Consider the following 21482-nt stretch of genomic DNA (forward strand, 5'->3'; position numbering starts at 1 on the left):
AGGACACCAGTGGCGAAGGCGAAGTTCGAGCGGACTAAGCCGCACGTCAACATCGGCACCATCGGTCACATCGACCACGGTAAGACGACGCTGACCGCGGCGATCACCAAGGTGCTGCACGACAAGATGCCGGCCCTCAACCCGTACACGCCGTTCGACGAGATCGACAAGGCGCCGGAGGAGAAGGCCCGCGGCATCACGATCTCCATTGCGCACGTCGAGTACCAGACCGAGCAGCGGCACTACGCACACGTCGACTGCCCCGGTCACGCCGACTACATCAAGAACATGATCACCGGTGCCGCGCAGATGGACGGCGCGATCCTGGTGGTAGCGGCGACCGACGGCCCGATGCCGCAGACCCGCGAGCACGTGCTGCTGGCCCGCCAGGTCGGCGTTCCCTACATCGTCGTGGCGCTCAACAAGAGCGACATGGTCGACGACGAGGAACTGCTCGAACTGGTCGAGCTCGAGGTCCGTGAGCTGCTGTCGGCGCAGGAGTACCCGGGTGACGACCTGCCGGTCGTGCGGGTCTCGGCGCTGAAGGCGCTCGAGGGCGACGAGAAGTGGGGTGACGCGCTCATGGAGCTCATGAACGCCGTCGACACCGCTATCCCGCAGCCGGAGCGCGAGACCGAGAAGCCGTTCCTCATGCCCGTCGAGGACGTCTTCACGATCACCGGTCGCGGCACGGTCGTCACCGGCCGCGTCGAGCGTGGTGTTCTGCTCCCGAACGAGGACGTCGAGATCGTGGGCATCAAGCCCAAGGGTCTCAAGACCAAGGTCACCGCGATCGAGATGTTCCGCAAGACCCTGGACGACGCCCGCGCGGGAGAGAACGTCGGCCTGCTGCTTCGCGGTATCAAGCGCGAAGAGGTCGAGCGCGGCATGGTCGTGGTGAAGCCGGGGTCGAACACCCCGCACACCGACTTCGAGGCGACCGTCTACATCCTCTCGAAGGAGGAGGGTGGCCGGCACACCCCGTTCTTCCAGAACTACCGGCCGCAGTTCTACTTCCGTACCACCGACGTGACCGGCGTGGTGACCCTCCCCGAGGGCACCGAGATGGTCATGCCGGGCGACACGACCACGATGTCGGTTGCGCTCATCCAGCCCATCGCGATGGAGGAGCAGCTGCGCTTCGCCATCCGCGAGGGTGGTCGCACCGTCGGCGCCGGCCGGGTCACCAAGATCATCAAGTAGTACCGCGTTCCGGGCATCGACCCCGATTTTGGGATCGGTGCCCGGTACGGCATACTGGACAGGTTGCGTTGCGGAGCGGCTGAGGGCTGCTGGGTATCAGCGTCCTCAGCCGTTTCGTGCGGTGCCCGATCTGGACCACTGTTCGAGTGGGCCGGGGCGTTCCGAACCGCAGCGGCTGGGCGCGCCGCGCCCGTGGGTTCATCCACTGCACCAAGTTCGATCAGCCCGGTTTCGGCTGATCGATCGTGGGCGGAGTCTGGCCCATGAACGCGACACGCCCGACCGCGGGGGTCGGCGGGCAGTTGACAACACGGCAGCACCGGACCCGGTCCGACCCGCTTTGTCGCAAGCAGGCGGGGGCCCGGAGTTTGTGGGGATGTGAGTCCCCGCAGGGAGGAAGACCATGGCGGGACAGAAGATCCGCATCCGGCTCAAGGCGTACGACCACGAAGTCGTCGACACCTCGGCCCGGAAGATCGTCGAGACGGTCCAGCGGACGGGGGCGGACGTCGCCGGACCGGTGCCGCTGCCCACTGAGATCAACCGCTACTGCGTGATCCGCTCGCCGCACAAGTACAAGGACTCGCGCGAGCACTTCGAGATGCGCACGCACAAGCGTCTGATCGACATCATCAACCCGACGCCGAAGACCGTCGATTCGCTCATGCGGCTCGACCTGCCGGCCGGTGTTGACATCGAGATCAAGCTGTAGGGGTAGTTCGACTATGGACAGGCAAGTCAAGGGCATCCTGGGCGAGAAGCTCGGCATGACCCAGGTCTGGGACAACGGAAAGGTTGTCCCGGTCACTGTGGTGCAGGCCGGCCCGTGCGTCGTCACCCAGGTACGCACCCCCGACAAAGACGGGTACAGCGCGGTCCAACTCGCGTACGGCGCGATCGACCCGCGCAAGGTGAACAAGCCGGAGAGCGGCCACTTCGCGAAGGCGGACGTGGCGCCCCGGCGGTTCCTGGTGGAGCTGCGCACCACCGACGCCTCGGAGTACGAGATCGGGTCGGAGGTGACGGTCGACGCCTTCCCCGCCGGCCAGGTCATCGACGTCACCGGTGTCACCAAGGGCAAGGGCTTCGCCGGTGTCATGAAGCGGCACGGGTTCAAGGGCCTGGGCGCGGCGCACGGCGTCGAGCGCAAGCACCGCTCGCCCGGCTCGATCGGCGGCTGCGCGTCGCCGGGCCGCGTCTTCAAGGGCGTGCGGATGGCTGGCCGGATGGGCGGCGTCCGCTACACCGCGCAGAACCTGCGCGTGCAGGCCATCGACACCGAGCAGAACCTGATCCTGGTGCGGGGCGCGATCCCCGGTCCGAAGGGTGTCACGGTGCTGCTCCGCACGGCCGCCAAGGCCAGGGTCTCGAAGGGGGCGCTCAAGTGAGCAGCGTCGACGTCAAGGACCACGAGGGCACGAAGACCGCTTCGGTCGAGCTGCCCGCCGACATCTTCGACGTGCAGGCCAACATCCCGCTGATGCACCAGGTCGTCGTCGCCCAGCTCGCCGCGGCGCGGCAGGGCACGCACAAGGTCAAGACGCGGGGCGAGGTCGCCGGCGGCGGCAGGAAGCCGTACAAGCAGAAGGGCACCGGTCGCGCCCGTCAGGGCTCGATCCGGGCGCCGCAGTTCACCGGTGGTGGCGTCGTCCACGGCCCGGTGCCGCGTGACTACACCCAGCGGGTCAACAAGAAGATGAAGGTCGCCGCGCTGCGCGGTGCGCTTTCCGACCGGGCCCGCGCCGGTGTCGTCCACGTGGTCGAGGGCTTCCTCGACGGGGAGACCCCGCGCACCAAGGACGCCCTGGCCGCGCTGGCGAACTTCACCGACAGCCGCAAGGTGCTCGTGGTTCTGCCGGCCGAGGACGAGATCAACTGGTACTCGCTGCGGAACCTGCCGCAGGTGCACCTGATCGAGGCCAGCCAGCTCAACACGTACGACGTGCTGAACGCCGAGGCGGTCATCTTCACCTCGCCGGCTCTCGACGAGTTCCTCGGCGTTCCGGCCGAGCGCACCGAGGTCCCCGTCTCCGAGAAGAAGGCCGAGAAGGCCGACAAGCCGGAGAAGGCGGAGAAGGGCGCGAAGGCTGAGAAGGCCGACAAGGCCGAGAAGGCTCCCAAGGCGAAGAAGGATGACGACGCCGATGAGGAGGAGGAGAAGTGACCACGGTCGCCGACCCGCGTGACGTGATCATCGCTCCCGTGATCTCCGAGAAGAGCTACGGCGAGCTGAACCGCAACTGGTACACGTTCCTGGTCCACCCGGACGCCAACAAGACGCAGATCAAGATCGCGATTCAGCAGATCTTCGACGTGCGCGTTCTCACCGTCAACACGCTCAACCGGGAGGGCAAGCGCAAGCGCACCCGTACCGGTTGGGGCAAGCGCAAGAGCACCAAGCGCGCGATGGTGAAGCTGGCCGACGGCGACCGGATCGAAGCCTTCGGCGGCCCGGTCAGCTAAGGGGTGGAGTAACGATGCCAATCCGCAAGTACAAGCCGACCTCGCCGGGCCGTCGTGGGTCCAGCGTCGCCGACTTCGCCGAGATCACCCGGTCGACGCCGGAAAAGTCGCTGCTGCGCCCGCTGCACAGCAAGGGCGGCCGCAACGTGCACGGCAAGGTGACCGCCCGGCACCAGGGCGGCGGTCACAAGCGCCAGTACCGCGTCATCGACTTCAAGCGGGCCGACAAGGACGGCGTGCCGGCCAAGGTCGCGCACATCGAGTACGACCCGAACCGCACCGCGCGCATCGCGCTGCTGCACTTCGCCGACGGTGAGAAGCGCTACATCATCGCGCCGAAGGACCTGAAGCAGGGCGACCGCGTGGAATGCGGTCCGAGCGCCGACATCAAGCCCGGCAGCAACCTGCCGCTGCGCAACATCCCGGTGGGTACCACCGTGCACGCGGTGGAGCTGCGTCCGGGCGGCGGGGCCAAGATGGCCCGCTCGGCCGGCGTCGGCATCCAGCTGCTCGGCCGCGAGGGCGCGTACGCGACGCTCCGCATGCCGTCGGGTGAGATCCGCCGTGTCGACGTGCGCTGCCGCGCGACCGTCGGCGAGATCGGCAACGCCGACCAGTCGAACATCAACTGGGGCAAGGCCGGTCGGAACCGCTGGAAGGGCAAGCGCCCGACCGTCCGCGGTGTCGCGATGAACCCGGTCGACCACCCGCACGGTGGTGGTGAGGGCAAGACGTCCGGTGGTCGCCACCCGGTCAACCCGAAGGGCAAGCCCGAGGGTCGCACCCGTCGCAAGGGTCAGCCGAGCGACCGCATGATCGTCCGTCGCCGGTACGCCACGCGGAAGCGCGGCTAAGGAGCCATAAGAGATGCCACGCAGCTTGAAGAAGGGCCCGTTCATCGACGACCACCTTGCGAAGAAGGTGGAGGCCCAGAACAGCCGTAACTCCAAGAACGTGATCAAGACGTGGTCGCGGCGGTCGACGATCATCCCCGACATGATCGGCCACACCATCGCTGTTCACGACGGCCGCAAGCACGTCCCGGTGTTCATCACCGAGGCGATGGTCGGCCACAAGCTGGGCGAGTTCGCGCTCACCCGCACGTTCAAGGGCCACGAGAAGGACGACCGGAAGAGCCGCCGCCGTTAAGCGGCTGCCGCGATAGTTGAGGGGAATCTCCCGATGCCAACCAAGGGCGATGCGCCGGCGCTGCCGGGCGCCCGGGCGGTTGCGCGGCACGTGCGCATCTCGCCGATGAAGGCGCGCCGTGTAGTCAACCTCGTCCGCGGGCTGCCCGCGAAGGAGGCGCTCACGGTGCTGCAGTTCGCGCCGCAGGCGGCGAGCGAGCCGGTCTACAAGGTGCTCGCCAGCGCGATCGCCAACGCCGAGAACAACGAGCGGCTCGACCCGGACTCGCTGCTGGTCGCCGAGGCCTACGTCGACGAGGGCGTCACCGCCAAGCGGTTCCGTCCGCGCGCGCAGGGCCGGGCCTACCGGATCCGCAAGCGTTCCTGCCACATCACGATCGTGGTCGAGAGCGTGCCCGCCGCGGGTGGTGGCCGTCGTGGCACCGCCGGTCGCGGCCGCGCCGCCGATGTGACCTCCGCGCCTGGGCGCAAGAAGGCCACGCCGGCCAAGGCCAGCACGGTTACCGAGGAAACGACGGACGACGAGGCCATCGAGGCCGCCGACACCGCGGCTGACTCGGAGCCGAAGGCGGCCAAGAAGGCCGCGCAGCCGAAGGCGCAGAAGGCACAGAAGGCCGCGCCGAAGGCCGAGAAGGAGCCGAAGGCGAAGAAGGCCGAGAAGGCCGACGCTGAGGCCGAGGAAGGGACCGAGTAATGGGTCAGAAAGTCCACCCGCACGGGTTCCGGCTCGGTATCAGCACCGAGTGGCGGTCCACGTGGTACGCGGACAAGCTCTACAAGGACTACATCAAAGAGGATGTCCGCATCCGTCGGATGATGTCCAAGGGCCTCGAGCGGGCCGGTATCGCGAAGGTCGACATCGAGCGCACCCGCGACCGGGTCCGCGTCGACATCCACACCGCCCGGCCGGGCATCGTCATCGGCCGTAAGGGTGCCGAGGCCGACCGCATCCGCGCCGACCTGGAGAAGCTCACCGGCAAGCAGGTGCAGCTGAACATCCACGAGATCAAGAACCCGGAGTCCGACGCGCAGCTCGTGGCGCAGAGCGTCGCCGAGCAGCTGAGCAGCCGCGTCAGCTTCCGTCGTGCCATGCGCAAGTCGATGCAGGGCGCGATGAAGAACCCGCTGGTGCGGGGGATCCGGGTGCAGGTCTCGGGCCGCCTCGGCGGCGCCGAGATGAGCCGCACCGAGTTCTACCGCGAGGGCCGGGTTCCGCTGCACACGCTGCGGGCCAACATCGAGTACGGCTTCTTCGAGGCCCGTACGCCGTTCGGCCGCATCGGTGTGAAGGTGTGGATCTACAAGGGCGACGCCGTGCCGGGCCGCGAGGCTCCCGCCGAGGCGCCGTCGCGCGGACGTCGGGACCGTGCCGACCGGCCGGAGCGGCCGCGTCGTGGCCGGTCGGGTTCGTCCGGCACCACCGCGGGTGGCACCGAGGCAGGTCGGGCGGCGCAGGCACAGGCCGAAGCTGCCGCATCGACGCCGCCGGCTGCGGCTGCGGCTCCGGCCGCTCCGCCGGCCGAGGCGCCCGCAGCAACGCAGGAGCAGGAGGGCTGACCAATGCTGATGCCACGCAAGCCTCCGAAGGGCTTTCGTAAGCCGCACCGGCCCACCCGGACGGGTGCGGCCAAGGGCGGCACGAAGGTGACGTTCGGCGACTTCGGCATTCAGGCGCTGGAGTCGGGTTACGTCACCAACCGCCAGATCGAGGCGGCCCGTATCGCGATGAACCGGCACATCCGTCGTGGCGGTAAGGTCTGGATTCCGATCTTCCCGGACCGGGCGCTCACCAAGAAGCCCGCCGAGACCCGGATGGGTTCCGGCAAGGGCTCGCCGGAGTGGTGGATCTTCAACGTGAAGCCGGGTCGCATCCTGTTCGAGATGTCGTTCGCGAACGAGGCGATCGCGCGAGAGGCGATGCGCCGTGCGATCCACAAGCTTCCGGTGAAGTGCCGCATCGTCAAGCGCGAAGTGGGTGACGTCTGATGGCGATGGGTGTGGCGGCCTCGGAACTGCGCGAGCAGACCGACGAGGAACTGGTTTCGCGGTTGCGTGAGGCCAAGGCCGAGCTGTTCAACCTGCGCGTGCAGTCGGCGACCGGCCAGCTGGACAACCACAGCCGGCTCAAGGTGATCCGCAAGGACATCGCCAAGATCTACACGATCATGCGGGAGCGCGAACTGGGCCTGTCCACCGCGCCCGACGAGGCCCCAGTTGAGGTGACCAAGTGACCGAACCGAACGAAGAGCAGACCGAGGTCCGCGGCCGGCGTAAGGTCCGCGAGGGCCTCGTCGTCAGCGCCAAGATGCAGAAGACCGTCGTGGTGGTCGTGGAGGACCGCGTCAAGCACGCGCTCTACGGCAAGGTGCTGCGTCGCACGACCAAGCTGAAGGCGCACGACGAGAAGGAGTGCGGCCTCGGCGACAGGGTTCTGCTGATGGAGACCCGGCCGCTGTCCGCGACGAAGCGCTGGCGCGTCGTCGAGATCCTCGAACGCGCTAAGTAAAACGCCTTACGAGTTCCGTCAGGCACCGGGGATGCCTCGGTGAACCGACGAGACCTAGGAGACAGAAGTGATTCAGCAGGAGTCGCGGCTGCGGGTAGCCGACAACACCGGTGCACGGGAAATCCTGTGCATCCGGGTTCTCGGCGGCTCGGGCCGGCGCTACGCGAGCATCGGTGACGTCATCGTCGCCACCGTCAAGGACGCGATCCCGGGCGCCGGCGTCAAGAAGGGCGACGTGGTCAAGGCTGTCGTCGTCCGCACCCGCAAGGAGCGGCGCCGGCCCGACGGCTCGTACATCCGCTTCGATGAGAACGCCGCCGTGATCATCAAGGACGGCGGTGACCCCCGTGGTACCCGCATCTTCGGCCCGGTCGGCCGTGAGCTGCGGGACAAGCGGTTCATGAAGATCATCTCGCTCGCGCCGGAGGTGTTGTAGACCGTGAAGGTCAAGAAGGGCGACACGGTTCTCGTCATCGCCGGTAAGGACAAGGGCGCGAAGGGCAAGGTCATCGCGGCCTACCCGCGTCGGGACAAGGTGCTCGTCGAGGGCGTGAACCGCGTCAAGAAGCACACCCGGATCCGCACCACCAACCGCGGCGCCAAGACCGGTGGCATCGTCACGCAGGAGGCCGCGATCCACGTGTCGAACGTGATGGTGGTCGACTCCGACGGCAAGCCGACCCGGGTCGGATACCGGATCGACGATGACAACCAGAAGGTGCGCATCTCGCGGCGCTCCGGCAAGGACCTCTGATGACGACCACCACGGCTGAGAAGACCCTGCCGCGGCTCAAGGAGCGGTACCGCTCGGAGCTCGTCGGCAAGCTGACGGAGCAGTTCAGCTACGGCAACCCGATGCAGGTGCCGCGGCTGACGAAGATCGTCGTCAACATGGGTGTCGGAGACGCCGCCCGCGACGCGAAGCTCATCGACGGCGCGGTGCGTGACCTCGCGACGATCACCGGCCAGAAGCCGCAGGTGCGGCGGGCGAAGAAGTCGATCGCGCAGTTCAAGCTGCGCGAGGGCATGCCCATCGGTGCCAAGGTGACCCTGCGCGGCGACCGCATGTGGGAGTTCCTGGACCGGCTGCTGTCGATCGCGCTGCCCCGTATCCGCGACTTCCGCGGTCTCGACGGGCGCAAGCTGGACGGCAACGGCAACTACACCTTCGGTCTCACCGAGCAGTCGGTTTTCCACGAGATCGACCAGGACCGGATCGACCGGCCGCGGGGCATGGACATCACGATCGTGACCACCGCACCGACCGATGACGAGGGCCGGGCGCTGCTCAAGCTCCTCGGCTTCCCGTTCAAGGAGAACTGACATGGCTAAAAAGGCCCTGATCATCAAGGCGGCGGCCAAGCCGAAGTTCGCGGTGCGCGCCTACACCCGTTGCCAGCGCTGCGGGCGTCCGAAGGCGGTCTACCGCAAGTTCGGTCTGTGCCGCGTCTGTGTCCGCGAGATGGCGCACCGGGGCGAACTGCCCGGCGTGTCGAAGGCTTCCTGGTAGTCCTTGCTTCGCCGTAGGCCAGGCGACTTCCTGGAACCGCGGCGAGAAAGAGAGCAGTCAACCCATGACCATGACCGACCCGATCGCAGACATGCTGACCCGTCTGCGCAACGCCAACCAGGCGTACCACGACCGGGTGACGATGCCGTACTCGAAGATCAAGGCGAACATCGCCGAGGTACTCAAGTCGGAGGGCTACGTCTCCACCTGGTCCGTTCAGGACCCTGAGGAGGGTGCTGTCGGCAAGAGCCTGATCGTCGAGTTGAAGTACGGACAGAGCCGCGAGCGCAGCCTCGCCGGCATCCGGCGCGTGTCCAAGCCGGGCCTGCGGGTGTACGCGAAGGCCGTCGAGCTCCCGCGGGTGCTCGGAGGCCTGGGCGTCGCGATCATCTCGACGTCTCAGGGTCTGCTGACCGACCGGCAGGCTCGCAAGCGTGGGGTGGGCGGGGAAGTCCTCGCCTACGTCTGGTGAGGAGGCAGAACCATGTCACGAATCGGACGTAAGCCGATCCCGGTTCCCAACGGTGTCGACATCAAGATCGACGGTGCGACCGTCACGGTGAAGGGGCCTAAGGGCCAGCTTTCACACACGGTCGCCGAGCCGATCACGGTCGACAAGGGCGACGACGGCCAGTACTACGTGGCCCGCCCGGACGACGAGCGCAAGTCCAAGGAACTGCACGGCCTCAGCCGCACGCTGATCGCCAACATGGTCGTGGGCGTCACCGAGGGCTACCGTAAGAGCCTCGAGATCGCCGGCACGGGCTACCGCGTCACGGCCAAGGGCAGCGACCTCGAGTTCGCGCTCGGCTTCTCGCACCCGGTGCTCGTCAAGGCCCCGACGGGGATCACCTTCACGGTCGAGCGGCCCACGCTGTTCCACGTCGCCGGCATCGACAAGCAGCAGGTCGGTGAGGTGGCCGCGAACATCCGCAAGATCCGTCCGCCGGAGCCGTACAAGGGCAAGGGCGTGAAGTACGTCGGCGAGGTCATTCGTCGCAAGGCTGGGAAGGCAGGCAAGAAGTGAGCGCGACGCTCCTACAGCGCCGGGGTGGCGGCGGCGCCGCTGCCGCGCGCCGCATCGGACGGGCGCGGCGACACTTCCGCATCCGCAAGAACGTGCAGGGCACGGTCGCTCGGCCCCGGCTGGTGGTCACGCGGTCGCTGCGGCACATCGTCGCCCAGCTCGTCGACGACGGAAAAGGCCACACGATCGCCTCTGCGTCGACCATGGACGCGTCGCTGCGCGGTGCCGAGGGCACCAAGAGCGACTCGGCCCGCAAGGTCGGCACACTGCTCGCGGAGCGGGCGAAGGCCGCCGGCATCAGCAAGGTCGTCTTCGACCGTGGAGGCAACCGGTACGCGGGCCGCATCGCGGCTCTCGCCGACGCCGCCCGCGAAGCCGGGCTCGAGTTCTAGGAAGGAATGTCCAATGCCTGGTCCACAGCGCAGGGGCGGCGGGTCCGGAGGCTCTGAAGGTGGCGGCGGTCGCCGTGAGGGCGGCGGTCGGCGCGACGGCGGTCGGGGCGGCAGTCCCGCCGAGAAGAGCCCGCACATCGAGCGGGTCGTCTCGATCAACCGTGTCGCCAAGGTAGTCAAGGGCGGTCGCCGGTTCAGCTTCACCGCGCTCGTCGTGGTGGGCGACGGTGACGGCACCGTCGGCGTCGGCTACGGGAAGGCCAAGGAGGTGCCCGCGGCCATCGCCAAGGGCGTCGAGGAGGCCAAGAAGCACTTCTTCAAGGTGCCCCGGATCCTCGCCACCATCCCGCACCCCGTGCAGGGTGAAGACGCCGCCGGCGTCGTGCTCCTGAAGCCCGCCAGCGCCGGTACCGGTGTCATCGCCGGTGGCCCGGTGCGCGCGGTGCTGGAGTGCGCCGGTATCCACGACGTGCTCTCGAAGAGCCTCGGCTCGTCGAACGCGATCAACATCGTGCACGCCACGGTGGCGGCGCTGAAGATGCTCGAATCGCCGGAAGCCGTGGCCGCGCGCCGTGGCCTGCCGGTCGAAGACGTGGCGCCGGCCGCGATGCTGGCCGCCCGGGCCGGGGTGAGTAGCTGATGCCCAGACTCAAGGTCACGCAGACGCGGTCCAAGATCGGTACGAAGCAGAACCAGCGCGAGACGCTGCGTTCGCTCGGGCTGAAGCGGATCAACGACGCGGTGGTCAAGGAGGATCGGCCCGAGATTCGGGGCATGATCCGTACCGTGACCCACCTGGTGCGCGTCGAGGAGGTGGAGTAACGATGGTGATCAAGATCCATCACCTGCGCCCGGCGCCCGGCGCCAAGACCGAGAAGATGCGGGTCGGGCGCGGTGAGGGCTCCAAGGGCAAGTCGGCCGGTCGCGGTACCAAGGGCTCCAAGGCCCGGAAGAACGTGCCGGCCTGGTTCGAGGGTGGCTCGATCCCGATCCACATGCGGCTGCCCAAGATGAAGGGCTTCCGCAACCACTTCCGGGTTGAGTTCCAGGTGATCAACCTGGACCGTCTCGCGAAGCTCTACCCGGAGGGTGGCTCGGTGACCGCCGACGACCTGCGGGAGAGCGGCGCGGTCCGGAAGGGCCAGCCGGTCAAGGTGCTCGGCACCGGTGACCTGGGTGGCGTCAAGCTCGACGTGACCGCCGATGCCTTCTCCGGGTCGGCGCGCGAGAAGATTACCGCTGCTGGCGGTACGGTTCGGGTCGCTGGCGAGGAGCCCGCTTCCTGAATCGACAGGCGTCGGTGTGGCGTCCATCATCGGCTACCGCCGACGGATGGACGCCACGTGGCTACTTGATACCCCGAGCGTCCTGTTAGAGTCCGTTCGCAGTGTGTTTTTTGCGAACACACGCCCAGTTACTCAGACCGGTCGGTGCTGGATCCCGCCAATGTAGGCGGCCGCCGCGCGCAGGAGGATGAAGTTGCTATCCGCCTTTTTCAGTGCGTTCAAGACGCCTGACCTGCGCAAGAAGATCATCTTCACGTTAGCGATGATCGCCATCTACCGGCTGGGCGCCACGCTGCCCAGCCCTGGCGTCTCGTACGGCAACGTGCAGAAGTGTCTTGACCAGGTGCAAGAAAACGGCTCGAGCGACGTCTTGACGCTGTTGAACCTGTTCTCCGGCGGCGCGCTGCTCCAGCTGTCGGTGTTCGCGCTGGGCATCATGCCCTACATCACCGCCAGCATCATCCTTCAGCTGCTCACCGTGGTGATTCCGCGGCTTGAGTCGCTGAAGAAGGAGGGCCAGTCCGGCCAGGCGAAGATCACCCAGTACACGCGGTACCTGACGCTCGGCCTGGCCGTGCTGCAGGCGTCGGCGTTCGTCGCCCTGGCCCGCTCGGGCCAGCTCTTCAACAACCAGTGCCAGGACCTGCCGATCATCCCGGAAGACACCGGGCTGAGCATCTGGCTCACCGTCAGCATCATCGTCATCACGATGACCGCCGGTACCGGTGTCATCATGTGGCTCGGCGAGATGGTCACCGACCGCGGCGTCGGCAACGGCATGTCGGTGCTGATCTTCTCCTCGATCGCCGCCCGGCTGCCCTACGAGGGCTACCAGATCTACCAGAGCAACAAGACCGGGTTCTTCGTCGCGCTCGGCATCGGCGTCACGGTGATCACCGCGGTGGTCTTCATCGAGCAGGCCCAGCGGCGCGTGCCCGTGCAGTACGCGAAGCGCATGATCGGCCGGCGGATGTACGGCGGCACCTCCACCTACATCCCGCTGAAGGTCAACCAGGCCGGTGTCATCCCGGTCATCTTCGCCTCGTCGCTGCTGTACCTGCCGCAGCTCGCCGTGCAGCTCGCCGGCGAGAACAGCACCAACGCGGTGGTCGTGTTCATCCAGCGGTACCTGGTCGACCAGAGCAACCCGGTGCACATCGTCACGTACTTCCTGATGATCGTGTTCTTCACGTACTTCTACGTCGGCATCACGTTCAACCCGACCGAGGTCGCCGACAACATGCGTAAGTACGGCGGGTTCGTGCACGGCATCCGGCCGGGCAAGCCCACGGCCGAGTACCTCGACTTCATCCTCAGCCGGATCACCCTTCCCGGCGCGCTGTACCTCGGCATCATCTCGGTCCTGCCCAACCTGTTCATCGGTCTGATCGGCGGCAACAACGCACTGCAGAACTTCCCGTTCGGCGGTACGGCTGTTCTGATCATGGTCGGTGTGGGTCTGGAAACGGTGAAGCAGATCGAGAGCCAGCTCATGCAGCGCAACTACGAAGGGTTCCTGCGCAAGTGACGATCTTTGTAGGGCGCCCCGAGGGGGGCGCATGAGGCTAGTCCTGGTCGGGCCGCCAGGGGCGGGCAAGGGCACACAGGCGGAGTTCATTGCCGCCCACCTCGCGGTGCCCAAGATTTCGACCGGAGACATCTTCCGGGCCAACGTCGCCCAGGGCACGCCCCTGGGCGTCGAGGCCAAGCGTTACATGGACGCGGGTCAGCTCGTTCCCGACGAGGTGACCATCAACATGGTGGCCGACCGGCTCGCCGAGCCCGACGCCACCGACGGGTTCCTGCTCGACGGGTTTCCGCGCACCGTGCCGCAGGCGATCGCGCTCGACAAGATGCTCATCGAGTTGAGCTCGGGTCTCGACGTCGTTCTCGAACTCGTGGTCGAGAACGAGGAGGTCGTGCGCCGGCTGTCCGGCCGGCGCACCTGCCGGGGCTGCGGCAAGATCTGGCACGTCGAGTTCGACGCACCGCAGCGCGAGGGGTTCTGCGACCGGTGCGGCTCCGAGCTGTTCCAGCGAGACGACGACAAGCCGGAGACGATCGCCGCCCGGCTCGAGGTCTACGCGCGCGACACCGCTCCGCTCGTGGACTACTACGGCGCCCGCGGGGTGCTGGTGGGCATCGACGCTACCGGGCCGGTGGAGGACATCACGGTCCGGGCGATCGACGCCCTGCAGTCCTACGGCGGCTAGCGTGCCCCGCTCCCACCCGCGGATCGAGATCAAGACCCCCGAGCAGATCGCGCTGATGCGCGGTGCCGGGTTGGTCGTCGCGAAGGCCCTGGCCACGATGCGGGCGGCGGTGGCGCCGGGCGTCAGTACGGCCGAACTCGACGCGATCGCACACGACGTGATCCGCTCCGCCGGCGCGGTGCCGTCGTTCCTCGGTTACCAGGGCTATCCGGCCACCATCTGCTCGTCGGTGAACGAACAGATCGTGCACGCGATCCCGTCGCCGCGTCAGGTGCTGCGCGAGGGCGACCTGATCTCCATCGACTGCGGCGCGATCCTCGACGGCTGGCACGGCGACGCCGCGATCTCGGTGATCGTCGGTTCCGGAACCGGCTCAGAATCCGGCACTGCGCCGAAGCCCGAGCTCACCAAGCTGATCAACGCGGCCGAGGAAGCGCTGTGGGCCGGCATCACCACCGCGGCCAAGGCGATGCGGAGCGGCGGCGGCCGGCTCGGCGACATCTCCGCGGCGATCGAGAAGTCGAGCCGGCAGACGAAGCGGTACGGCATCGTGCGCGGCTACGGCGGGCACGGCATCGGCACCGAGATGCACATGGAGCCGTTCGTCCTCAACTACGGCCGGCCCGGCCGGGGGCCGCACCTGGTGCCGGGCATGTGCCTGGCGATCGAGCCGATGCTGACGCTGGGCAGTCCGCGCACGCTCGAACTGGCCGACGAGTGGACGGTGGTCACCGCCGACCGGTCGGTGGCGGCGCACGTGGAGCACACCGTCGGACTGTTCGACGACGGCGTATGGGTGCTCACCGCCGACGACGGCGGAGCCGCCCGGCTCGGCGAGCTGCTGACCGCTGCGGCGGGATCCCGCGTGGTGTAGACACCCGTAGGTGGACCTCCGGAGGCACCCGGGTGCGGCGGTCGGCAACAATGTAATCCGCGCGAGGTATGGGGAGGGCGCGGTGACGGATCGGGCGGTACAGCATGAGTAGCCGGCGAGACCATCTGCGGGCTGCCGACGTCGACCGCACCTACGTGGCCGACATCCTGAAGAAAGCCTGCGACGAGGGCCGGCTGTCGTTGCACGAGTACGACGAGCGGCTCCAGAAGACCTACACCGCACGCACCTACGGCGACCTCGACAAGATCATCCTCGACCTGCCCCGCCCGTCCCGCCGCACCGGCATGCAGCCCTACCGCAGCACGCCGCCGGTCTCCGGCGCCGGCTGGGCGCCGCTCCAGCAACAGCAGCAACAGAAGGACAGCGCCGACTGGATGCGCCGGCTGTGGATGGCCTGGACGATCGCGGTCTCGGTGAACGTCGTGGTCTGGCTGCTGGTGTGCCTGTCGACCGCCGACCTCATCTATCCGTGGCCGATCTGGGTCGCCGGGCCGTGGGGCGCCGTCCTGCTCGTCACCACGCTGATGGGGCGTCCCAAGCGGGAGCAGTAAGGGCCAGTTTGGAGTTCTCGCTTACCGCCGCGTACACTCGTCAATCGGCGCACAGCGTCTGCTCCGTCATGCCTGTCCGGCGCTTCGGCAGGCTCGGAGACCGCGGCTGGCGCGGGTGGCCCTCTACCACCCGTGATTGACCTGTGAGCCTGCCACACCGATCCAACGTCAGGTAGCGGAGGATATGCCGAAGAAAGACGGAGCCATCGAGATGGAGGGCCGGGTCATCGAGCCGCTCCCGAACGCCATGTTCCGGGTCGAGCTTCAAAATGGCCACAAGGTTCTGGCTCACATCAGCGGCAAGATGCGGCAGCACTACATCCGCATCCTGCCCGAGGACAGGGTCGTAGTGGAGTTGTCCCCGTACGACCTCACCCGCGGGCGCATCGTCTACCGCTACAAATGACATCGGATCGCTACTGGCGGTCAACGCGCACTAAGACAACTCAGGAATTTCCTCGCTCGGGCTCGGGTGCGTCCGCCGCATAGCGGTGGTGGCGTCCGGGCGCACTGGCGCGGACGGGAGAGTAAGGCAGAACCGTGAAGGTCAAGCCGAGCGTCAAGAAGATCTGCAACAAGTGCCGGGTCATCCGCCGGCACGGCCGGGTCATGATCATCTGCAGCGACCCGCGCCACAAGCAGCGCCAGGGCTAGGCGAAAACAGCCGACGGGCGCTCACGGGCGTCCCATAACTAAAGCCCGTTCCAGCCACGGGCGGCGCCGTCCACGACGGCAGTGCGTGGTTGACCCCCGGTCGGAGGCCGGGGCCCGATGAGGGTAATCGGGGCGGATCGGGCGCAGACCTCCGCGCAACACGACAGGAGTACGCCCACCGATGGCTCGTATTGTCGGCGTAGACCTCCCCCGCGAGAAGCGGGTGGAGATCGCGCTCACGTACATCTTCGGAATTGGTCGCACCCGCGCGATCGAGACGCTCGCCGCCACCGGCATCAGCCCGGACAAGCGCGCCCGCGATCTCACCGATGAAGAGGTCGTGGCCATTCGTGACCACATCGAGGCCAACTACAAGGTCGAAGGTGACCTCCGTCGCGAGGTGACCGCCGACATCCGGCGCAAGGTCGAGATCGGCTGCTACGCCGGTATCCGCCACCGCCGTGGCCTGCCCGTGCGCGGGCAGCGCACCCGCACGAACGCGCGCACCCGCAAGGGTCCCAAGCGCACGGTCGCCGGCAAGAAGAAGCCCGGTAAGAAGTAACCAGCCGCAAAATTTTCAGGAGCGCATTCACTTATGCCACCGAAGGCTCGCACCGGTGCGGCGGCCGCGAAGAAGGTTCGCCGCAAGGAGCGCAAGAACGTCTCCCACGGGCAGGCGCATATCAAGAGCACGTTCAACAACACGATCGTCTCCATCACCGACCCGACCGGTGCCGTGATCTCCTGGGCCTCGGCCGGGCAGGTCGGCTTCAAGGGCTCCCGCAAGTCGACGCCGTTCGCGGCGCAGCTTGCCGCCGAAGCCGCCGCCCGCCGCGCCATGGAGCACGGCATGCGCAAGGTCGACGTGTTCGTGAAGGGCCCCGGCTCCGGCCGGGAGACCGCCATCCGTTCGCTCACCGCGGTGGGTCTCGAGGTCGGGCAGATCTCCGACGTCACGCCGCAGCCGCACAACGGATGCCGTCCACCGAAGCGTCGTCGGGTCTAAGGGGAAGACGAGAAATGGCACGTTATACGGGCGCCGACTGCCGTCGTTGCCGGCGCGAGAAGATGAAGCTGTTCCTCAAGGGCAGCAAGTGCGACGGGCCGAAGTGCCCGTTCGAGTCCCGCCCCTTCCCGCCCGGCCAGCATGGCCGCGGTCGGCCGAAGGAGTCGGAGTACCTGCTGCAGCTCCGTGAGAAGCAGAAGGCCCGTCGGGTCTACGGCATCATGGAGAAGCAGTTCCGCGGCTACTACGAAGAGGCCGTGCACAAGCAGGGCAAGACCGGTGAGGTCCTCCTGCAGATCCTCGAGTCGCGGCTCGACAACGTGGTCTACCGGGCCGGTTACGCGCCGTCCCGCGACTCCGCGCGTCAGCTGGTGCGGCACGGTCACCTCACGGTGAACGGCCGGAAGGTCGACATCCCGTCGTACCGGGTGCGCGAGCACGACGTCATCCAGGTGCGCGAGAAGAGCCGCGAGCTCACCCCGTTCCTGGTCGCGCAGGGCCTCGCCGGCAGCCGCACGGTTCCGGCGTGGCTGGAGGCGATCCCGAGCCAGCTCAAGATCCTGGTGCACTCGCTGCCCGCGCGGCAGACGATCGACACCCAGGTTCAGGAGCAGCTGATCGTCGAGCTCTACAGCAAGTAAGGCAGTACCTCGCGGCCGTCATATAGCGGGCGGCCCCGAACCAAGGAGAAGTAAGTGCTCATCTCCCAGCGGCCGACTCTCACGGAAGAGTCGCTGTCGGAAACCCGGTCCCGGTTCACCATCGAGCCGCTCGAGCCCGGCTTCGGCTACACGCTCGGCAACTCGCTGCGCCGCACGCTGCTGTCGTCCATCCCGGGCGCGGCGGTGACCAGCATCAAGATCGACGGTGTGCTGCACGAGTTCACGACCATCCCGGGCGTGAAGGAAGACGTCGTCGAGCTGGTCATGAACATCAAGGAGCTCACCGTGAGCTCCGAGCACGACGAGCCGGTGTCGCTCTACCTGCGCAAGCAGGGCCCGGGCGACGTCACCGCCGGTGACATCCAGCCGCCGGCCGGAGCCACCGTGCACAACCCCGACCTGAAGTTGGCCACGCTCAACGGCAAGGGCCGCCTCGACATGGAACTCACCGTCGAGCGGGGTCGCGGTTACGTCACCGCGTCCCAGAACAAGCAGGCCGGGCAGGAGATCGGGCGGATCCCGATCGACTCGATCTATTCGCCGGTGCTCAAGGTCACCTACCGTGTCGAGGCCACCCGTGTCGAGCAGCGCACCGACTTCGACCGGCTGATCATCGACGTCGAGACCAAGGCGTCGATCACGCCGCGCACGGCGCTCGCGTCGGCCGGTTCGACCCTGGTCGAGCTGTTCGGCCTGTGCCGTGAGCTCGACGAGACCGCCGAGGGCATCGACATCGGCCCGTCGCCGCAGGACGCGCAGCTCGCTGCCGACCTGGCGCTGCCGATCGAGGAGCTGGACCTCACCGTCCGCTCGTACAACTGCCTCAAGCGCGAGGGCATCAACTCCGTCGGTGAACTGATCAGCCGCACCGAGGCCGATCTACTCGATATAAGGAATTTCGGGCAGAAGAGCATCGACGAGGTCAAGATGAAGCTCGCCGGCATGGGCCTCGGGCTGAAGGATTCGGCTCCGACGTTCGATCCGGCGCATGTCGTCGACTCGTTCGCCGACGTCGACTACGACGCCGACGACTACCGCGAGACCGAGCAGCTGTAACAGCAAACGCGGGCGCCGGCGACAAGCCGGCGCCCGGCCGATATTTCAGGAGCCGAAGAGATGCCCACGCCCACCAGGGGTCCCCGCCTCGGCGGCAGCCCCGCGCACGAGCGGTTGATGCTGGCGAACCTGGCCACGTCGCTGTTCAAGCACGGCCGCATCCAGACCACCGAGACCAAGGCCAAGCGGCTGCGCCCGCTGGCCGAGCGGCTGATCACGAAGGCCAAGCGCGGCGATCTCGCGGCGAGGCGCCTGGTGCTCACCACCGTTCGCGACAAGGACGTCGTCTACGCGCTGTTCAGCGACATCGCGCCGCGTTACGCCAACCGTCCGGGCGGCTACACGCGGATCGTGAAGACCGGCCCGCGCAAGGGCGATGCCGCGCCGATGGCGATCATCGAACTGGTCGAGGAGCTGGTCGAGGCCGCGCCGGCGAAGAAGTCCGCGCCGGCGAAGAAGTCCGCGCCGGCCAAGAAGGCCGCTCGCAAGGCCGCCAAGGCCGACGCCGTCGCCGCCCTGGCCCAGGACGATGACGACGACATCGTGGTGTCCGCCAAGGCGGACGACACCGACGCCGACACCGACAGCGGCACCGAGTCGGCGTCCGGCGAGAAGAAAGACGACGACTGATCTTCCAGTAGCGGTCCGCGGGCCCGGCACCCTTTCGGGGGGCCGGGCCTGCGGGCTTTCATGAGACGGAGTGAGCGAGCGCTTGCGCGAGCGAAACATTAACGCAGTGCCCGGCGAACGCATCGCACCGCGAAGCGGGGCGATCGCGTGAGCGAGCGCTTGCGCGAGCGAACCATTAACGCAGTGCCCGGCGAACGCATCGCACCGCGAAGCGGGGCGATCGCGTGAGCGAGCGCTTGCGGCTTGACGTCGCCTATGACGGGACGGACTTCGCGGGCTGGGCGGTGCAGCCCGAGCGGCGCACCGTGGCGGGCGTCCTGACGGCCGAACTGGTGCGGCTGTTCGGCTCCGCCGACGGCTTGACCGTGGCCGGCCGCACCGACGCCGGCGTGCACGCCACCGGTCAGGTGTGCCACGTCGACGTGACGCCGTCCGCGTGGGACCGGCTGGGCGACTCCGTGGTGCGCCGGTTGGCGGGTCTCCTGCCGGGCGACGTCCGGGTGCACTCGGTCGTACCGGCGCCGGAGGGCTTCGACGCCCGGTTCTCGGCGCTGTGGCGACGGTACGAGTACCGCGTCACAGACGACCCGTGGGGCGCCTCGCCGCTGCGCCGTCACGACACCCTGGCCTGGCCCCGTCCGCTCGACCTCGACGCGCTGAACGCCGCCGCAGAGGGGTTGCTGGGAGAGCATGACTTCGCGGCGTACTGCCGGCGCAAGGAGCACGGCACGACGATCCGCATGGTGCAGCGGCTGCACTGGGCCCGGGCCGTCGACGGCGTGCTCGTCGCCACCGTGCAGGCCGACGCGTTCTGCCAGTCGATGGTGCGCAGCCTGGTCGGCGCGATGCTGACCGCCGGCGACGGCCGCCGGGCGGTGGAGTGGCCCGGTTCCCTGCTCACCCGGCGGGAGCGGGCGAGCGAGGTCCCGGTGGTAGGAGCGCACGGACTCACGCTGGTGGAGGTCGCCTATCCGGCGGACGGGTTCGCCGAGCGCGCGGAGGCGACCCGGCGCCTCCGCGCCTAGGATGCCTCCGCGCCTAGCTGGACGACGGGTTCGGTGACCCGCTGCCGGCGGCCTTCGGTGCCGCCCGGCCGCCGATGATCGCGTCACGCAGGTGCGCGGTGAGGATGTCGGCCTGGATCTGGTCGCGGGCAGCCTGGGAGGCGGCGTCGAAGCCCTGGCCGTCGACCCGGGCGATCACGCAGTACGCCAGGAAGTGGCCGCGGGCGTGCCAGCCGAGCACCATCGGCGCCCGCACCAGGACCTCGGTACCGGCACCGGCGAGCAGGCCGGTGAACCGGCCCTTCTGCGCCTTCACCGTCGGCTCGATGTTCTCGTGCGTGTTGATCGCGGCCGGCTCGTCCTTCAGGTTGAAGATGCCGGCGGTGATGAAGTAGACGCCGTCGTTCGACTTCAACGTGCCGCGGACCACCTGCGAGCAGCCGTTGTCGGCCAGGAGCTTCGCGAGGTCGTCGCTGGCGGCCGTCGAGCAGTCGGTCTTCGCTTCCTTCTTGAGGATCGTGTACTGGTTGCCCGTCTGGCCGGCGAGCACCTCGAGCGGGAACACCTCGGCCTCGGTCAACGGATTCGGATCCGCGTCGCGGCTCGTGATGTCGCGCCCCGCTGCCGGCGTGTTGTTCTGGGCGTTGTTCCCGCCCTTGTCGCCGGACAACTCGTCCTGGAACACGAACCAGGTGCTCAGCCCGCACACCGCGAACAGCACCAGTACGCCGACGGACGCGAGCGCCACCATCGCCTTCGACAGCCGGCGCGACGCCGGGCGGACCGGGTCGATCCGCACCGGGCGGAGGCTGCCGGTGGTGCTCGGCCCGATGCGCGGCAGGCTGCCGGTGGTGGCCGAACCCACCGAGGCGACCCGGCCGGTGGTGCCGGTGTTGCCCGAGCCGACCCGCGGGATGCTGCCCGTCGACGTGACCCGCGGCATGTCGCCGGTCGTGTCGGGCGAGATCGTCCGCATGGTCTCGGCGGGCGGCAACGACGGCGGCCGCGCGGGCCTCTCGTCGTCGTCACGCCGCACCCGGTTGGGGCCGGCCGGAAGGGCGGGCTGCCGGGCCTCGTCGTAGCGCGGATCCGGGTAGTCGGCGTCGCGGCGGTAGCCGCTTTCGCGGCGCGGGTCTGCGTACTGTTCCTGGTAGGGCGGTGCCTCGGCATAGCCCGGTTCGGCGTATCCCGGTTCGCCATATCCGGGCTCGGCATATCCCGGCTCGGCATATCCCGGCTCGGCATATCCCGGCTCGGCATATCCCGGCTCGGCATA

The 21482-nt window shown here is 68.0% G+C and carries 33 protein-coding genes and 2 pseudogenes; 34 read left to right on the top strand and 1 reads right to left on the bottom strand.

The genetic code is table 11. The features are described 5' to 3' along the window. The first annotated feature begins 9 nt into the window (after positions 1–9). From tuf to truA, 34 genes and pseudogenes are all read left to right on the top strand, one after another. On the top strand, positions 10–1203 hold the full coding sequence (gene tuf, locus Vau01_RS30810; protein ID WP_203999778.1) for an elongation factor Tu: 1194 nt from the start codon (positions 10–12) through the stop codon (positions 1201–1203). Between the two features lie 403 nt (positions 1204–1606). After that, positions 1607–1915, top strand: coding sequence for a 30S ribosomal protein S10 (gene rpsJ / locus Vau01_RS30815; RefSeq protein WP_203925377.1), 309 nt, complete (start codon positions 1607–1609; stop codon positions 1913–1915). Between the two features lie 13 nt (positions 1916–1928). Next, positions 1929–2591 (top strand): 50S ribosomal protein L3, encoded by a 663-nt coding sequence (gene rplC, locus Vau01_RS30820; protein WP_203999781.1) that lies wholly within the window; start codon positions 1929–1931, stop codon positions 2589–2591. Further along, a pseudogene (rplD, locus tag Vau01_RS30825) lies at positions 2588–3223 on the top strand (50S ribosomal protein L4); the annotation flags it as partial. The gene rplC and the pseudogene rplD, both read left to right, overlap by 4 nt. 140 nt (positions 3224–3363) lie before the next feature. Further along, positions 3364–3666, top strand: coding sequence for a 50S ribosomal protein L23 (gene rplW, locus Vau01_RS30830; RefSeq protein ID WP_203999787.1), 303 nt, complete (start codon positions 3364–3366; stop codon positions 3664–3666). A gap of 14 nt (positions 3667–3680) precedes the next feature. Further along, positions 3681–4520, top strand: coding sequence for a 50S ribosomal protein L2 (gene rplB, locus Vau01_RS30835; protein WP_203999790.1), 840 nt, complete (start codon positions 3681–3683; stop codon positions 4518–4520). A 13-nt stretch (positions 4521–4533) separates the two neighbouring features. Further along, positions 4534–4815 (top strand): 30S ribosomal protein S19, encoded by a 282-nt coding sequence (rpsS, locus tag Vau01_RS30840; RefSeq protein WP_203999793.1) that lies wholly within the window; start codon positions 4534–4536, stop codon positions 4813–4815. A 33-nt stretch (positions 4816–4848) separates the two neighbouring features. Next, positions 4849–5212 (top strand): annotated as a pseudogene (gene rplV, locus Vau01_RS63615) (50S ribosomal protein L22); the annotation flags it as partial. A gap of 295 nt (positions 5213–5507) precedes the next feature. Beyond that, positions 5508–6371 (top strand): 30S ribosomal protein S3, encoded by an 864-nt coding sequence (gene rpsC, locus Vau01_RS30850; protein ID WP_203999804.1) that lies wholly within the window; start codon positions 5508–5510, stop codon positions 6369–6371. A 3-nt stretch (positions 6372–6374) separates the two neighbouring features. Further along, positions 6375–6800: a 50S ribosomal protein L16 gene (rplP, locus tag Vau01_RS30855; RefSeq protein WP_203999807.1), complete on the top strand. Its 426-nt coding sequence runs from the start codon at positions 6375–6377 to the stop codon at positions 6798–6800. Next, the gene (rpmC, locus tag Vau01_RS30860; RefSeq protein ID WP_203999810.1) at positions 6800–7045 is read left to right on the top strand and encodes a 50S ribosomal protein L29; all 246 of its coding nucleotides are present in this window, start codon (positions 6800–6802) and stop codon (positions 7043–7045) included. Before rplP ends, rpmC begins: the two co-directional genes overlap by 1 nt. Beyond that, positions 7042–7320 (top strand): 30S ribosomal protein S17, encoded by a 279-nt coding sequence (gene rpsQ / locus Vau01_RS30865; protein ID WP_203999813.1) that lies wholly within the window; start codon positions 7042–7044, stop codon positions 7318–7320. The genes rpmC and rpsQ overlap by 4 nt, the downstream gene beginning before the upstream one ends. A gap of 67 nt (positions 7321–7387) precedes the next feature. After that, positions 7388–7756 carry a 50S ribosomal protein L14 gene (gene rplN, locus Vau01_RS30870; RefSeq protein WP_203999815.1) on the top strand — a complete coding sequence of 123 codons (369 nt, stop codon included), beginning with the start codon at positions 7388–7390 and terminating at the stop codon, positions 7754–7756. Between the two features lie 3 nt (positions 7757–7759). Next, positions 7760–8074 (top strand): 50S ribosomal protein L24, encoded by a 315-nt coding sequence (gene rplX, locus Vau01_RS30875; protein WP_203999818.1) that lies wholly within the window; start codon positions 7760–7762, stop codon positions 8072–8074. Continuing rightward, positions 8074–8643 carry a 50S ribosomal protein L5 gene (rplE, locus tag Vau01_RS30880; protein ID WP_203999821.1) on the top strand — a complete coding sequence of 190 codons (570 nt, stop codon included), beginning with the start codon at positions 8074–8076 and terminating at the stop codon, positions 8641–8643. The genes rplX and rplE overlap by 1 nt, the downstream gene beginning before the upstream one ends. 1 nt (position 8644) lies before the next feature. Then, positions 8645–8830, top strand: a complete 186-nt coding sequence (locus tag Vau01_RS30885) for a type Z 30S ribosomal protein S14 (protein ID WP_203925364.1) — start codon at positions 8645–8647, stop codon at positions 8828–8830. A gap of 64 nt (positions 8831–8894) precedes the next feature. Further along, on the top strand, positions 8895–9302 hold the full coding sequence (gene rpsH, locus Vau01_RS30890; RefSeq protein ID WP_203999823.1) for a 30S ribosomal protein S8: 408 nt from the start codon (positions 8895–8897) through the stop codon (positions 9300–9302). A 12-nt stretch (positions 9303–9314) separates the two neighbouring features. Beyond that, entirely contained in the window at positions 9315–9857 is a 543-nt protein-coding gene (gene rplF, locus Vau01_RS30895) for a 50S ribosomal protein L6 (protein WP_203999826.1), read from the top strand. Next, on the top strand, positions 9854–10249 hold the full coding sequence (rplR, locus tag Vau01_RS30900; RefSeq protein ID WP_203999829.1) for a 50S ribosomal protein L18: 396 nt from the start codon (positions 9854–9856) through the stop codon (positions 10247–10249). Before rplF ends, rplR begins: the two co-directional genes overlap by 4 nt. A gap of 13 nt (positions 10250–10262) precedes the next feature. Continuing rightward, positions 10263–10889 (top strand): 30S ribosomal protein S5, encoded by a 627-nt coding sequence (gene rpsE, locus Vau01_RS30905; RefSeq protein ID WP_203999831.1) that lies wholly within the window; start codon positions 10263–10265, stop codon positions 10887–10889. Then, positions 10889–11071 carry a 50S ribosomal protein L30 gene (rpmD, locus tag Vau01_RS30910; RefSeq protein ID WP_203999833.1) on the top strand — a complete coding sequence of 61 codons (183 nt, stop codon included), beginning with the start codon at positions 10889–10891 and terminating at the stop codon, positions 11069–11071. The genes rpsE and rpmD overlap by 1 nt, the downstream gene beginning before the upstream one ends. Before the next feature lie 2 nt (positions 11072–11073). Continuing rightward, entirely contained in the window at positions 11074–11535 is a 462-nt protein-coding gene (rplO, locus tag Vau01_RS30915) for a 50S ribosomal protein L15 (protein WP_203999835.1), read from the top strand. A 193-nt stretch (positions 11536–11728) separates the two neighbouring features. Next, positions 11729–13063 (top strand): preprotein translocase subunit SecY, encoded by a 1335-nt coding sequence (gene secY / locus Vau01_RS30920; protein ID WP_203999862.1) that lies wholly within the window; start codon positions 11729–11731, stop codon positions 13061–13063. 31 nt (positions 13064–13094) lie between these two features. Further along, entirely contained in the window at positions 13095–13748 is a 654-nt protein-coding gene (locus Vau01_RS30925; protein ID WP_203999837.1) for an adenylate kinase, read from the top strand. Between the two features lies 1 nt (position 13749). Beyond that, positions 13750–14622, top strand: a complete 873-nt coding sequence (gene map / locus Vau01_RS30930) for a type I methionyl aminopeptidase (RefSeq protein ID WP_275423966.1) — start codon at positions 13750–13752, stop codon at positions 14620–14622. Between the two features lie 104 nt (positions 14623–14726). Next, on the top strand, positions 14727–15194 hold the full coding sequence (locus Vau01_RS30935; protein WP_203999839.1) for a DUF1707 SHOCT-like domain-containing protein: 468 nt from the start codon (positions 14727–14729) through the stop codon (positions 15192–15194). Positions 15195–15378: 184 nt separating this feature from the next. Beyond that, positions 15379–15600, top strand: coding sequence for a translation initiation factor IF-1 (infA, locus tag Vau01_RS30940; protein ID WP_203925356.1), 222 nt, complete (start codon positions 15379–15381; stop codon positions 15598–15600). Between the two features lie 134 nt (positions 15601–15734). Further along, complete coding sequence (gene rpmJ / locus Vau01_RS30945) at positions 15735–15848, top strand: 50S ribosomal protein L36 (protein ID WP_203657619.1); 114 nt, start codon at positions 15735–15737, stop codon at positions 15846–15848. 181 nt (positions 15849–16029) lie between these two features. Beyond that, entirely contained in the window at positions 16030–16410 is a 381-nt protein-coding gene (gene rpsM / locus Vau01_RS30950; protein WP_203999841.1) for a 30S ribosomal protein S13, read from the top strand. Between the two features lie 33 nt (positions 16411–16443). Then, complete coding sequence (gene rpsK / locus Vau01_RS30955) at positions 16444–16854, top strand: 30S ribosomal protein S11 (protein WP_203898250.1); 411 nt, start codon at positions 16444–16446, stop codon at positions 16852–16854. Between the two features lie 14 nt (positions 16855–16868). Beyond that, on the top strand, positions 16869–17495 hold the full coding sequence (gene rpsD / locus Vau01_RS30960) for a 30S ribosomal protein S4 (protein ID WP_203999844.1): 627 nt from the start codon (positions 16869–16871) through the stop codon (positions 17493–17495). A gap of 54 nt (positions 17496–17549) precedes the next feature. Next, complete coding sequence (locus Vau01_RS30965; RefSeq protein WP_203999847.1) at positions 17550–18572, top strand: DNA-directed RNA polymerase subunit alpha; 1023 nt, start codon at positions 17550–17552, stop codon at positions 18570–18572. A gap of 60 nt (positions 18573–18632) precedes the next feature. Then, on the top strand, positions 18633–19202 hold the full coding sequence (gene rplQ, locus Vau01_RS30970; protein ID WP_203999850.1) for a 50S ribosomal protein L17: 570 nt from the start codon (positions 18633–18635) through the stop codon (positions 19200–19202). Positions 19203–19426: 224 nt separating this feature from the next. Then, positions 19427–20227, top strand: coding sequence for a tRNA pseudouridine(38-40) synthase TruA (gene truA, locus Vau01_RS30975; protein ID WP_203999853.1), 801 nt, complete (start codon positions 19427–19429; stop codon positions 20225–20227). Between the two features lie 13 nt (positions 20228–20240). Here truA and Vau01_RS30980 read toward each other — a convergent pair. Next, positions 20241–21482, bottom strand: a 1242-nt coding sequence (locus Vau01_RS30980) for a hypothetical protein (protein WP_203999856.1), incomplete at its 5' end; no start/stop codon positions are given.

This window comes from Virgisporangium aurantiacum (assembly GCF_016863635.1).
GTDB classification, from domain to species: domain Bacteria; phylum Actinomycetota; class Actinomycetes; order Mycobacteriales; family Micromonosporaceae; genus Virgisporangium; species Virgisporangium aurantiacum.